The sequence below is a fragment of the Acinetobacter sp. ANC 3832 genome (genome assembly GCF_002135415.1).
Classification (GTDB): Bacteria; Pseudomonadota; Gammaproteobacteria; order Pseudomonadales; family Moraxellaceae; genus Acinetobacter.
Genome location: NZ_NEGJ01000008.1, coordinates 1 through 12,818, shown reverse-complemented (window position 1 = coordinate 12,818; position 12,818 = coordinate 1). Strand labels below are relative to the sequence as shown.

Annotated in this window: 14 protein-coding genes and 3 pseudogenes; 11 read left to right on the top strand and 6 right to left on the bottom strand. The window is 38.1% G+C overall.

All coding sequences use genetic code 11. The features are described 5' to 3' along the window. Positions 1-47 precede the first annotated feature (47 nt). Positions 48-989, top strand: coding sequence for a phenylacetic acid degradation operon negative regulatory protein PaaX (paaX, locus tag B9T35_RS11550; RefSeq protein WP_086191263.1), 942 nt, complete (start codon positions 48-50; stop codon positions 987-989). 33 nt (positions 990-1,022) lie between these two features. Beyond that, positions 1,023-1,613, top strand: a complete 591-nt coding sequence (locus B9T35_RS11545; RefSeq protein ID WP_086191262.1) for a gamma carbonic anhydrase family protein — start codon at positions 1,023-1,025, stop codon at positions 1,611-1,613. A 54-nt stretch (positions 1,614-1,667) separates the two neighbouring features. Here B9T35_RS11545 and B9T35_RS11540 read toward each other — a convergent pair. Then, positions 1,668-2,030: pseudogene (locus tag B9T35_RS11540) on the bottom strand (helix-turn-helix domain-containing protein); the annotation flags it as partial. Positions 2,031-2,168: 138 nt separating this feature from the next. Between B9T35_RS11540 and B9T35_RS11535 the strand changes: the two are divergent. Together B9T35_RS11535 and B9T35_RS11530 are read left to right on the top strand one after the other, a co-directional pair. Further along, entirely contained in the window at positions 2,169-2,432 is a 264-nt protein-coding gene (locus tag B9T35_RS11535; RefSeq protein WP_086191261.1) for a hypothetical protein, read from the top strand. An 11-nt stretch (positions 2,433-2,443) separates the two neighbouring features. Then, positions 2,444-2,715, top strand: a pseudogene (locus B9T35_RS11530) (transposase); the annotation flags it as partial. A 61-nt stretch (positions 2,716-2,776) separates the two neighbouring features. On the opposite strand, the pseudogene B9T35_RS11525 reads toward B9T35_RS11530, so the two are convergent. The 3 genes and pseudogenes from B9T35_RS11525 to B9T35_RS11515 form a co-directional block, all read right to left on the bottom strand. Then, positions 2,777-2,998: pseudogene (locus tag B9T35_RS11525) on the bottom strand (isochorismatase family protein); the annotation flags it as partial. Positions 2,999-3,278: 280 nt separating this feature from the next. Further along, positions 3,279-3,515, bottom strand: coding sequence for a VF530 family DNA-binding protein (locus B9T35_RS11520; protein WP_053577954.1), 237 nt, complete (start codon positions 3,513-3,515; stop codon positions 3,279-3,281). 47 nt (positions 3,516-3,562) lie between these two features. Further along, positions 3,563-4,477, bottom strand: a complete 915-nt coding sequence (locus tag B9T35_RS11515) for a LysR family transcriptional regulator (RefSeq protein ID WP_086191260.1) — start codon at positions 4,475-4,477, stop codon at positions 3,563-3,565. A 154-nt stretch (positions 4,478-4,631) separates the two neighbouring features. On the opposite strand from B9T35_RS11515, the gene B9T35_RS11510 reads away from it, so the two are divergent. The 6 genes from B9T35_RS11510 to B9T35_RS18775 all read left to right on the top strand — a co-directional run bounded on the left by B9T35_RS11510 (position 4,632) and on the right by B9T35_RS18775 (position 10,396). Further along, positions 4,632-5,483, top strand: coding sequence for an aldo/keto reductase (locus tag B9T35_RS11510; RefSeq protein ID WP_086191259.1), 852 nt, complete (start codon positions 4,632-4,634; stop codon positions 5,481-5,483). 21 nt (positions 5,484-5,504) lie between these two features. Further along, the gene (locus tag B9T35_RS11505; protein ID WP_086191258.1) at positions 5,505-6,554 is read left to right on the top strand and encodes an alpha/beta hydrolase; all 1,050 of its coding nucleotides are present in this window, start codon (positions 5,505-5,507) and stop codon (positions 6,552-6,554) included. 89 nt (positions 6,555-6,643) lie between these two features. Next, positions 6,644-7,780 (top strand): cupin domain-containing carboxymuconolactone decarboxylase family protein, encoded by a 1,137-nt coding sequence (locus tag B9T35_RS11500; protein ID WP_086191257.1) that lies wholly within the window; start codon positions 6,644-6,646, stop codon positions 7,778-7,780. Positions 7,781-7,852: 72 nt separating this feature from the next. Further along, on the top strand, positions 7,853-8,911 hold the full coding sequence (locus B9T35_RS11495; RefSeq protein WP_228147128.1) for an NAD(P)-dependent alcohol dehydrogenase: 1,059 nt from the start codon (positions 7,853-7,855) through the stop codon (positions 8,909-8,911). Positions 8,912-9,165: 254 nt separating this feature from the next. Beyond that, complete coding sequence (locus B9T35_RS11490) at positions 9,166-10,260, top strand: alpha/beta hydrolase (RefSeq protein ID WP_086191256.1); 1,095 nt, start codon at positions 9,166-9,168, stop codon at positions 10,258-10,260. A 13-nt stretch (positions 10,261-10,273) separates the two neighbouring features. After that, on the top strand, positions 10,274-10,396 hold the full coding sequence (locus B9T35_RS18775) for a hypothetical protein (RefSeq protein ID WP_265733446.1): 123 nt from the start codon (positions 10,274-10,276) through the stop codon (positions 10,394-10,396). Positions 10,397-10,458: 62 nt separating this feature from the next. Here the strand turns inward: B9T35_RS18775 and B9T35_RS18665 are convergent, their stop codons facing one another. Then, the gene (locus B9T35_RS18665; RefSeq protein WP_416202439.1) at positions 10,459-10,650 is read right to left on the bottom strand and encodes an IS1 family transposase; all 192 of its coding nucleotides are present in this window, start codon (positions 10,648-10,650) and stop codon (positions 10,459-10,461) included. Positions 10,651-11,214: 564 nt separating this feature from the next. Continuing rightward, positions 11,215-12,039 (bottom strand): IclR family transcriptional regulator PcaU, encoded by an 825-nt coding sequence (pcaU, locus tag B9T35_RS11475; protein ID WP_086191255.1) that lies wholly within the window; start codon positions 12,037-12,039, stop codon positions 11,215-11,217. A 282-nt stretch (positions 12,040-12,321) separates the two neighbouring features. On the opposite strand from pcaU, the gene B9T35_RS11470 reads away from it, so the two are divergent. After that, positions 12,322-12,818 (top strand): 3-oxoacid CoA-transferase subunit A (locus B9T35_RS11470; protein ID WP_086191254.1); only part of this gene is annotated, 497 nt, incomplete at its 3' end.

The following is a 12,818-nucleotide window of genomic DNA, read 5'->3' as shown; positions in this document are numbered from 1 at the left end:
GGATCACATGATCTATCATCTTTATTTAAAAGGTATGGTTAAACCTAATGAATCTGAAACTAAAACAAATAATTGATGATTTCATTTTAAATGAAGCACTCAGTGGTACATCACTAATTATGACTGTATTTGGTGATTGTATTTTTCATCGAGGAGGCATTATCAGCCTTGCGAGTCTTATACAGTTAATGGATGTATTCAGCTTTAATGAACGTTCAGTGCGTACTGCTGTTTTCCGTCTTGTTCAGAATGGATGGTTGGTTTCTGAAAAAATTGGCCGTACAAGCTACTATCGTGTAACTGAAACAAGTCGTCAGCGTTTTATTCATGCAGACCAAAAAATTTATAGTTTTAGTCATAAAGATTGGGATCAAAAGTGGGATTTGGTTTTACTCAGCTCAGTAGAGTTAGAGAATAAAAATTTACTTAAAAAAGAACTTGAATGGCTTGGTTTTACCAATATTGCAACGAATGTTATGGCTTATCCAAGTTGTGACCATTTGAAATTGCAAAATCTTTTGCTTAATTTAAAAATGACAGATCAAGTGGTTATGTTTAAAGCTGAAACGCTGCAACTTTGGCAAGAATCATATCCAACAGTTAAGCGTATGGTTGAAACCAATTGGCCTGTGCAAGAATTGCATCAGCGTTATGAAAAATTTATTAGTGATTTTAGAGAAATTTTTAATTTAATTGATGGTGATACAGAATTAGAACCAATTCAAGCTTTTCAAATTCGAATTTTGCTTATTCATCAATATCGTAGAATTTTATTAAAAGATCCAAATTTACCTTTTGAGCTTTTACCATTAAATTGGCTCTCTTTAAATGCACGTAATTTAAGTAGCAACTTATATCAAACAGTCGCAGCTTCTGGCGAAGAGTTTTTTATGGAGGTTGCTCGCACTTCAGAGGGTTCTATGCCTCCTGTACATCCGCAATTTTATAAGCGTTTTGGTGGGTTGAAACTAGAAGAATTCAGTTATTAATAAAGCGATATAAAACATTTAAAGGAATAAATTATGCCATGTTACGCCATTGATGGAGTAATTCCCGTTGTGAGTAAGACTGCCTATATTCACCCAACTGCTGTATTAATTGGTGATGTCATTATTGAAGATGGTGTTTATATTGGTCCTTTAGCTTCATTACGTGCAGATTTTGGACGAATTCATATTCTAAAAAATGCGAATGTTCAAGATTCTTGTACGATTCATGGCTTTCCAAATAGTGTGACACTTATTGAAGAATATGGACATGTTGGTCATGGTGCAATTTTGCATGGCTGTGTCATTAAAAAAAATGTATTGGTTGGAATGAATAGTGTTATTTTAGATGAAGCTATTATTGGGGAAAATAGTATTATTGGGGCGAATAGTACAGTAAAAGCTAAAGTTGAATTTCCTCAGAATTCTTTAATTTTAGGAAGTCCTGCACGAGTAATTCGTGAACTTACTCAAGATGAAATTACGTGGAAAATGAAAGGTACAGAGCAATATATTGAATTAGCAGAGCGTTGTTTAAATACAATGCAAGAAGTTAGCCCACTTACGGAACAAAGTAGTGATAGATTAACCTATAAAAACTTTAAATCTGATCATAAAATTAAGTAGTGTTAAAAGGCTGTTATTCGTTTTTTGAATAAAAGTTAAATTGCATTAAATTTTCTACAAACTTGCAATTCGTTCAGAAGGTGACACCCCATACAGTCGTTTATATTCTCTGGAAAATTGAGACAAACTTTCATAACCCACTTGAAGACTGGTTGAAGAAATATCACGGTCTTCAATAATTAATAGATGACGGGCTTCAGTGAGCCTCATTCTTTTTTGATAATGTAATGGGCTCATTGATGTAATCTCTCGAAAATACTGATAAAAACTAGAAGCACTCATTCCCATATCTTTTGCAAGTTCATCAATACTCAATGGTCGAGCAAAATTGTCTTTTAACCATTCAATCGCTTTTACAATACGATGTCCTGTTGTCCCTATTGCTGTAATTCGTTTCAGTCGATCACCTTGTGGGCTAAAGCTTTGTGTCGTTCGGATGTTTCTCAAATCTTTTTAATCACAGATTTAAAGCTGGATATTTCGAAACTAGCTGAGGTGGAAAAGTTCTTTAGAGTTGTGATTCATTATATTGAGACAGATCCCCATGATAAAATAGTGAATGAGGCTGAACTGAATCTGCGTAAATTATTATTTAAAAACAAAGATGATCAATATATTGCATTGTGTGAAAAATTCTCAAAACTGAATGCTCAGTTGCTGCTGTGCTATGCCAGTTATACCAGCGAACAAGCCGCACACTTGGTGAATGATATGTTCTACGCGGAACATATTCATGAAAAATTATCAGTCTATGCGGAATATATGCAAACCCGTTTACAGCATGATGCCAGCAAAATGAATGCACAATTTTTAGCTTGATGCCTGCCCATCGCCAATGGCGTAAACTGCATATCGGCATAGATGCTAAAATCCTACAAATACGAGCTGTACAGTTAACTACAAATAATGCCAGTGATTCACAAGTACACGGTGATTTACTCAATCAAATTCCATCTGATGAGCGAATTGATTCAGTCTATATCGATATAGTCAGATCAATGAAATTCATGCACGTGTGGCAGTTCTGAATAAATTTACGGAATTAGGCCGACCCCATACCCAAAGTTGTCACTTAAACTTAGATAACTTGAGGAAAGTTTAGCTTTTGAATGTTTGTGCAACAAAGCCATTCGAAAATATCAAAAAATTAGTAAATCTTAATTTTAACCAATATAATCTTCAGTTGATATCACTTGAGCATAAGCAAATTCAAAAGCGGCCATTAATGTTGCATGGACATGACCAGCAGGTACTTTGATGCCATTAAATTCTAGGTCTAGCGTTGCACAAGCATCATGAATCACTTTTACCTTATAACCAAAATCAGCAGCAGCACGAACAGCAGCATCAACACACATATGGCTCATAGCACCAATCACGATTATGTTCAGATGGAATCTAACTCACAATTAAATTTATTATTTATTAAACATAAATTTAATTACTTAGAGCATTAAAATGATAACTTATAAAATATTTGGTTCATAAACCTAGCTATAAATACATAGTTTCCTATTAAAAAGGTCTTAAGAATAGACTAAATTTGTCTAGGAGAGTGGTGGTAGTCCACCACTAACAAACAGGTGTCTACAAAATCGATAGCTATTCAAGAAGTGTAGTTTGGTATTTGGTATAAAATATTATGCTGAGGTTGGGTTTTGATAACTACGATTTCTGTTTAGCTTTTTGGCGTAAGACATACAAATATAAGTTTTCTACTTTTTCACGTGCCCATGGTGTGGTACGCAAGAATCGCAATGATGACTTAACACTTGGATCTATACAAAAACATCTAATTTCAATTTTACGATTTAAGCCTTCAAAGCCACCGTAGTAATCCAATAACTCATCCAAAATGTCAGCAAGTTTTTTGCCGTGTAAAGGGTCATTGGAGGTGTTCATAATAGATCAACCATATTTTTGGAGGCCATTATTATAACCTGAGCTAGTTAGAAAATGAGAGAGTTGGAATTTAAACGTAAAGCATCAACCAATAGTCGAAATAAGGGAGAAGATTCGCGACGGCTTGGATAATACATGTAGTAACCAGAGTAGTTCATATCCCAATCTTCTAATACTCTGACAAAATTTCCTTTTTGTATTTCTGTTTCAACCATCATCTTGGGTAGCCATACTACTCCAAGACCATCTAGTCCGGCCTTTAGTTGTAATCTCGCATGGCTGACGACCATGGAGCATTCAGGAGATATAGTTTGAACCTCTGGACTCAATTGTGAGTTTTTAAACTCCCAAGATTGAATACGTTCATGGCTAGGTAAACGTAGTCCAATACATCGATGCTGGTGTAGGTCATCAGGAGTTTGTGGCATCCCATAAGCCTCTAAATAATGAGGTGCGACGAGAGTCATCATTTCTAATTCATCACTGATCTTAACCGAAATCATGTCTTTATGGACATTTTCTCCTAATCGAATACCAATGTCATAGCGATCTTTAACAATATCAGAAAAGGCATAATCCATAGTCAGTTCAAGCTGAATATTGGGATGATCATGCGAAAATTTGGATAGTTTATCCCACAATAAAAAGTTAAGACTAATTTCAGTTCCATTAATTCTTAATCGCCCACGAGGAGAATCTCTAAATTCGTTGAGGTTATAGAGTTTTTGTTCAATACCCGTAATGAGTGGGGCAATATCATTAAGAAGCTGTTCTCCTTCTTGAGTGGTAGAAACACTTCGAGTCGTTCGATTGAGTAATTTAACGCCAAGACGTTGTTCCAGCATTTTGAGGGTATAACTCAGGGCTGATTGTGAAACTCCCAACTGTCCTGCAGCCTTGGTAAAACTGCCAGTTTGGGCGACTACGATAAACGCTTTTAAGTCATCTAAGTTCTCAGACATCATTTACCTCAAAATACGATTATTTTGTTAATCAGATGTAATTAATTAAAAATCCATATAAATGTAATCGAAATTGCCTGACTAATACATAGTTAATTGTTGAGGTATAGTTATTTCTTAACCGATGTTCTGCATGTAGTAGTGAGAGATAACAATGAAAACAGTTCGATTAAACAATGATATTGAAATGCCCCTCGCTGGTTTTGGTGTATTCCAAATGAACGACCCCGTGGAGTGTGAACAAGCAGTATTACATGCGATTGATGCAGGCTATCGATTGATTGATACCGCAGCCTCTTACCAGAATGAAACTCAGGTCGGTAATGCACTTCGCCAAAGCCAGATTGCACGTGAAGAATTGTTTGTGACCACAAAATTATGGTTACAGGATGCCAGTTATGAGGGTGCGAAAGCGCAGTTTGAGCGTTCACTGAACCGTTTACAACTGGATTATCTCGACCTATATCTGATTCACCAACCGATTGGTGATGTACATGGGGCATGGCGAGCAATGGAAGAGTTGTATGCCGCAGGTAAAATCCGTGCCATTGGGGTCAGTAATTTTCATCCTGACCGTTTGGCTGATCTCATAGCATTTAATAAAATCAAACCTGCGGTGAATCAGGTTGAAGTGAATCCATTTAATCAGCAACTGCATGCTGTGCCGTGGATGCAATCCCGCGATATTCAACCAGAAGCATGGGCACCTTTTGCAGAAGGACGAAATAATTTATTCAGCCAGCCTGTACTGGTTGAGATTGGCAAAAAATACGGTAAATCCGTTGGACAGGTGGTACTACGCTGGTTACTACAACGCAATGTTGTGTCCTTAGCCAAATCAGTACGTCAAGAACGCTTGCAGGAAAATATTGATATTTTTGATTTTGAGCTGTCGATTGAGGACCTGACTCAAATCACGGCAATGGATACTGCCACCAGTTCCTTTTTCTCGCATCGTGACCCCGCCATGATTGAATGGTTGGCTGATCGAAAAATGGATGTCTAAGCTTAAAATTCAGGAGCGATAATGAAAATTTTACAAACTATTTTAATGTCGGCAACTATTACCACTTCAGGTGCGGGCTTTGCCGCAGATAAAAAATCGAATCCTTTTGGATTGGTGTATAGCGGTGCAATTACTGAAAATATCAAAGGTCAGGTCAATATTCATTCTGTTAGCTATGAACTCAATGGACTGGATATTATTGCCAATGTTTATACACCTGCCAATTATGATCCGAGTAAAAAATATCCTGCAGTTGTAGTAGCGCATCCGAATGGTGGTGTCAAGGAACAGGTCGCAGGCTTATATGCACAGCGTCTGGCTGAACAGGGATATATCACAATTACTGCCGATGCAGCCTATCAGGGTGGCAGTGGTGGGCAGCCCCGCAGTGTTGATAAACCTGCAAACCGTATTGAAGATGTACATGGTATGGCTGATTTTATTACCCAATATGCTGGGGTGGACAACAACCGTTTAGGTTTACTCGGAATCTGTGGTGGTGGTGGCTATTCACTGGCAGCGGCAGAAACAGATAAACGTTTTAAAGTGGTTGCCACGCTCAGTATGTTTAATTCTGGGCGAGTACGTCGTAATGGTTTTGCGGATTCGCAACTGGATACCATTCAACAGCGTTTGAAACAAGCCAGTGATGCCCGTGCGCAGGAAATTTCAGGTGGTAAAGTTCTTTATGCAGGTGATGTCGATATGACCGATGAGCAAATTACGGCATTGCCATTTGAGATGTACCGACAAGGGTATGAATACTATTGGCGCACCCATGCCCATCCAAATTCAACCTTTAAATATATCATGAGCAGCTTGCTTGACCTGATGCGCTGGGATGCGACAGATCAAATCGAATTGATCAATCAGCCCTTACTCATGATTGCAGGCAGTAAAGCAGACAGTCTTTACATGACTGAAGATGCCTTTGCTAAAGCCACAGGTACAAAAGACAAAACCTTATTCAAGATTCCAAATGCCACCCATATTGAAACCTATTGGAAGCCTGAATATGTCAAACAGGCGATGGAGCAACTGACTGCATTTTATAGCAAGCATCTGAAATAAAGATTGTTGGTCTGAATGATAAGCAATCAATTGATTGAATTTTCTTGAATCATTGACCTATTTTTTGAATAGGGGCAACGGGGAATAACATGAAACATCAGGTTAATGCATTATTGGTGATGAGTTCTTTATCAGGTCTGGTCTGGGCTGAAGATAAAATGGGCCAGCAGATTACCAAAGCAGAGCAACATAGTATTCAGTCAGCACCTGCCAGTAATTTTTCTGGCAAGGCAAATTTTGCCCGTTATCCAGTCATGCCCTCACAAGGTGATGTTGTACCTGCCATTGTCAATTTTGAAGTAGGTACGATCACCAACTGGCATACCCATCCACACGGTCAATACTTGATTGTGACAGAGGGTGAGGGACGTACTCAGGAATGGGGCAAACCCATCCAGACCGTTCATAAGGGCGATACGATCTGGTGTCCACCCAATGTCAAACATTGGCATGGTGCAAGTGAGTTTAGTGCGATGTCGCATATTGCCATTACCCCTGTGGCAACAGATGGCAAGGGTGTGATATGGCTGGAAAAAGTGGATTTATCTACACAGGAAAAACCTTTAAAAACATCTGCAAAGGCTGAAACAGTACAGCTCAGCACAAAACAATTAAGCTTAATCCCAATTGCTGCATTTACTGCAACAGGGGATCTGGAAAAACTAAAACCTGCTTTAATCAAGGGATTAGAAAATGGCTTAACGGTAAATGAAATCAAGCAAGTGTTTGTCCACCAATATGCCTATGCAGGTTTTCCCCGAGCCTTAAATGGCACACTGACCTTTAAAAGTCTGCTTGAGGAACGCCAAAAACAAGGCATCAAGGATATACAGGGTGCTCTGCCAAGCACGTTACCGCGTGGTACTGACTACTATCAACTCGGTATAGAAAAGTTGGCTGATCTTAACAAGACCTCAATTGAGGAAAGTTCAAAACCACTGGTTGAAAACTTCTCACCCACAATGGATTACGCCTTAAAAGCGCATTTATTTGGCTATTTGTTTAGTCAGGACAACTTGTCGGCTCTAGAACGTGAAATTGTCGTAGTGAGCACATTGTCTGCCATGGGTGATGTCAATGCTCAGCTGCGTTCGCATTTAAGAATTACCCGAAATCTGGGGGTGGATGCTACCCAGATGCAAAAAATCATCAGCAACTTACAGCAGGCGGTTGGACCTGATCTGGCAAACAATGCCGAAAATGTTTTAAAGCAGTTATTAAACTAAATACATTACTTGATGATATTGGGTGTATTTACATCCCTTATGTCACTCATTAATAAATAGAGAGTCCAATCAATGAATACCATTAAAACAATCGGTTATGCTGCATATAGCCGAGGTGCTACATTAACACCTTATGTTTTTGAACGCCGCGCATTACGTGATAATGATGTCGCGATGGAAGTACTCTATAGTGGTGTATGCCATTCAGATTTACATACAGTACGTGATGACTGGGGATGGAGTTATTATCCAATTGTACCAGGGCATGAAATCATTGCTAAAGTCATTGGCATCGGTTCCAAGGTGACAAAATATAAAATCGGTGATCATGTCGGTGTTGGTTGTCTTGTTGATAGCTGTATGGAATGCGATCAATGTCATAGAGATGAAGAACAAATGTGTCGCAATCAACCCACATATTCCTATAGTGGTTTTGACCGTATTACAAATGAACCCACACAGGGTGGATATTCTAAGCATTTAGTTGTGCGGGAAGAGTTTTGTTTACGAATTCCTGAAACGCTGGATTTGTCGAAAGCTGCACCATTACTCTGTGCTGGGATTACCACATATTCACCATTACGGACATGGAATGTTGGTCCTGGCAGTCGTGTGGCGGTGATTGGTCTGGGTGGTTTGGGACACATGGCAGTAAAACTCGCGGCTGCTTTGGGTGCTGAGGTAACTGTGATTAGTCGAACAGCCGCTAAAGTTGCAGACGCACTGGATTTGGGTGCCGATAAAGTTCTTATTTCTTCAAATGAAAAAGAGATGCTAAATGCTGAAAATTCATTTGATCTTATTATTGATACGATTCCGGCCAAACATGGTTTAGATCCTTATCTACCACTATTGGATATTGATGGAACTTTGGTGATCGTGGGACAAGTCGGTCCAATGGATGAAATCAGTACATTTCCCTTGTTGTTAGGACGCCGACGTATCGCGAGTTCGCCAATTGGTGGAATCCGCGAAACACAGGAAATGCTGGATTTTTGTGCCAAAAAAGGTATCGTTCCTGAATGTGAAATGATCAGAATGGATCAAATCAATGAAGCTTTTGAACGTATGGAACAAGCAGATGTCAGATACCGCTTTGTGATTGATATGGCTTCATTGGCTCATGAATAGTTGATTGATAAGTAAATATACCTCTCTGATAGATTATTTTGATTCATTCAAAAACAGATGTAGGACATGAATAATATTTGACTTCATTCAACATATTATTCATGTAAAGGATGATTTTTTTCTGTAAAGGCAATTGATGTTCAAACAAAAAATAATGATTTTTTACTATGGCAATGATCTTATTTTTATGAAGCCCCTGTTATTTACAGAATGATCAAAACCAAATTAATGCATAAAAACATTAGGGGAATTGTATGAAAAAAAATCAAATTAAAAATACGTGTATTTGTGTGGGAATTGCCTTTGTAATATCTGCTTGTACGCTAAGCCCCAAGACTTTAACTGCTTTAAGTATTTCACGACAGGGAAATTTTTCCGCAGGGGGGAAAGTCATTCAAAGTGCAGGACAGTTTGACGATCAACAACTCTTTAATCCGCAAGGTCAAACGCTGCATGGTGATCATGCTTCGGTGTTTTATCAAATCCCTAAACATGCACGTGCTTATCCATTGGTATTTTTACATGGCTCGGGACAATCAGCGAAAACATGGGGAACCACACCTGATGGTCGTGAGGGATTCCAGACACTTTTCCTGCGCCAGCATTTCCCAGTGTATGTGGTCGACCAACCGCGTCGGGGGCAGGCGGGACAATCGACTGTGGCAGCGGAAGTGCCAGCCACCACCAATGATCAGGCATGGTTCAATATGTTTCGTTTAGGACAGTATCCTAACTTATTTAAGGGAGTACAGTTTTCACAAGACTCGACTGCTTTAAACCAGTATTTCCGTCAAATGACGCCGAATACAGGGGCCTATGATGAGCAGGTGATTAGTGATGCAATGGTTGAAGTCCTGAAAAAATCAGGCGATGCAGTACTGATTACCCATTCACAGGGCGGAGGGCCAGGCTGGTGGACGGCAATAAAATCAAATCAGGTCAAAGGCATTGTTGCTTATGAACCTGGCAGTGGTTTTGTCTTTCCTGAAAATGAAATGCCTGAACCCATGCCAAGTGCAACAGGGACATTGTCACCAACCCCAGTCAAAATGGCGGCTTTCCAGAAGCTGACCAGAATGCCAATCATTATCTACTATGGCGATAATATTCCCACTGAAAAAAATGGCTATGCAGGACAGCAAAATGCGGGACAGGACAACTGGCGCGTACGTCTGAAAATGGCACAATTATGGGTAGATAAAATCAATCAGCATGGCGGTAAAGCCCAGCTGGTGCATTTACCTGATATTGGGGTTTACGGTAATACGCATTTTCCGTTTTCTGATTTAAACAATCAGCAGATTGCAGAACTACTTTCGCAATGGTTGGATAAAAATAAACTGAATTAAGGAGGGATGGACGATGCTTATCAGTATCCGTTTTATTCTATTCTTTGTTTGTGCAATTGGATTGATGGGTTATCCAAGTGCCGAAAATTCACAGACAACGCAGAACATGGTTCACTCAGCAAATTCACCCGTTTAATACAGAGACAATCCTAAAGCCCTGATTGTTTATCTGTCTCGGACTAAAAATACTGGTAGTGCTCAAATCTGACATGCTCCCCATTTATCTTTCATATCCTGATTATATTTTAATAGAAATATATGCAAAACAGCTTCATGATTTTCTTTCTTCTTCGAAAAGCTCAAGGTTTTCCGTGTAAAACGTCCCAAACGATTTCTTAATGTGGCATTAAATCGCTCAACATGGTTGGTTAAGCCCGTATGTTTACCCACAGAACGATGGATATCAGCATTAAATACCTCAGCTTACTCTAGATCTTGAATATAATTTTACAGATTCATGTTGCTGAGCTGTGACTCCAGTAGCTTGCGTAGGTCACAGTCTTAAATATCTTATTCAACTTATTGTTCACCTAAAATTTGATTCATAAGAATCAATGCATTTATATCCTTTAAATTAAATTACTTACATCTAAAATATTAAAAAAACCAAAAATTAAGTTCATGAAATAAAAGATTCATACTTTTTAACCAATCATTACTTAAAGCATAATTTTGGATCGTAAGCTTTAAACTTAAAAAATATAAACCTTTGTTTTAGTTTTTAATTACCTCAATTATCTAAACGTAGAGCTTCAATTAAAAGTCTAAATAATGGTGAGATTCACGACGACTTGGACACTATATGTAGTAATCTGAATAACTTATGTTTTTTGTGCAACAAAGCCATTTACCAAGCGAAATTCTCCGTTTTTATCAGTACAAATCAATGTCTGCTAAGAAGCAAAGAGATTTTGCATTAAACTATTAATCTAAAAATTGTCAGAAATGTAATTTTTAAATCAAATTACGCAATTCACGTGCTGTTTCTTGTAATAAAGGTAATATTTGTTGAACTAAATATTCTTTCGTTGTTTTTATTGTAGGAGAAACAATATTCAATGCGGCGACAACATTACCTTTTGGCCCATATATTGGTACAGCAAGTGCATGAACGCCTATTTCATGTTCCTCACTAGAATAACACCAATCTTGTTCTTTAATTTCTTCAAGAATTTTTAGAAAGACAGCATTATCTATACAGCTGAATTTAGTTAATCGTTTTAATGGATATTTTTCTAACCATTTTATTTGCTCTTCTAAATCTAAATAGGCAAGTAAAATTTTACCTGCTGATGTTGCATGTGCAGGTAAACGGTTCCCTAAATGGAGTCCATAGGGGTTAACACGATCTGTTTGCTGATGTGCAGCGCTTCGGGAAATAGTAATGGCTTCAAAACCGTCTAAAACCATCACTGAATAAATAAGCGATGTTTGAGTGGTAAGCAAGTTTAATAAAGGTTGGCAAATTTTAGGTAATTGTGAACCACTTAGATAAGCACCTGAGAATTTTAATATTTTAGGTGCTAAATAATAATAATGTCCGTCAAACTCTAAATATCCTAAATATTCGAGTGTAAGCAAATGCCTACGTGCAGCCGCTCGTGTCATACCCGTTTTTTCAGCAGCAATACTGATATTCAATCTGTGACGCTCAGATCCGTAACAGTCTAATATTGCCATGCCTTTGCTAATACCCGATATAAAATCTTCATGTCGAATATTCTTTTGGTTATCTGGATTTTGCAAAACTTTCTTATGTTCTAATTTAACCTCATGCATAAATTAACCTTTATTTAGCTGATCAAACAAAATTGAGAGTAATCCAATATCTATCTATTATATTTAAAAATTAAAATAAATGTTCGATGATCGAACAAAATTTTCATATATCGAACAATATTACTGTTTTATGGTAGATGTCCTATTAAAAAAAATGAAAAATAAGCAAAAGGAATTCTAATGAAAACACTCGGGATTGAGTGATTCAATTTTGAGCTTATCTATTCATTGTGAGCATTAGTTTTCATTCTTATTTATGCAGCGTACAGACGGAGTTGTCTAATGATTGATAAAAGTACTCACTCATTAACCGAAGCCTTATCCCAAATTAAAAATGGTTCAACTATTATGATTGGTGGTTTTGGTACAGCAGGACAACCTGCTGAACTGATTGATGGCTTAATCGAACTAGGCATTAAAGATCTAGTGATTGTGAATAACAATGCTGGTAATGGCGACTACGGTTTAGCTAAACTCCTTAAAGCAGGTGCTGTGCGTAAAATTATTTGTTCTTTCCCTCGTCAGTCTGATTCTTATATCTTTGATGAATTATACCGTGCAGGAAAAGTCGAACTCGAACTGGTTCCTCAAGGTAACTTGGCCTGTCGTATTCAAGCTGCAGGCATGGGTTTAGGTCCAATCTATACTCCTACAGGTTTTGGTACATTGCTCGCAGAAGGCAAACCAACCCTGAACTACGAAGGTAAAGACTTCGTCCTTGAAAATCCAATTCGTGCTGACTTTGCTTTAATCAAAGCACAACAAGGTGATCGTTGGGR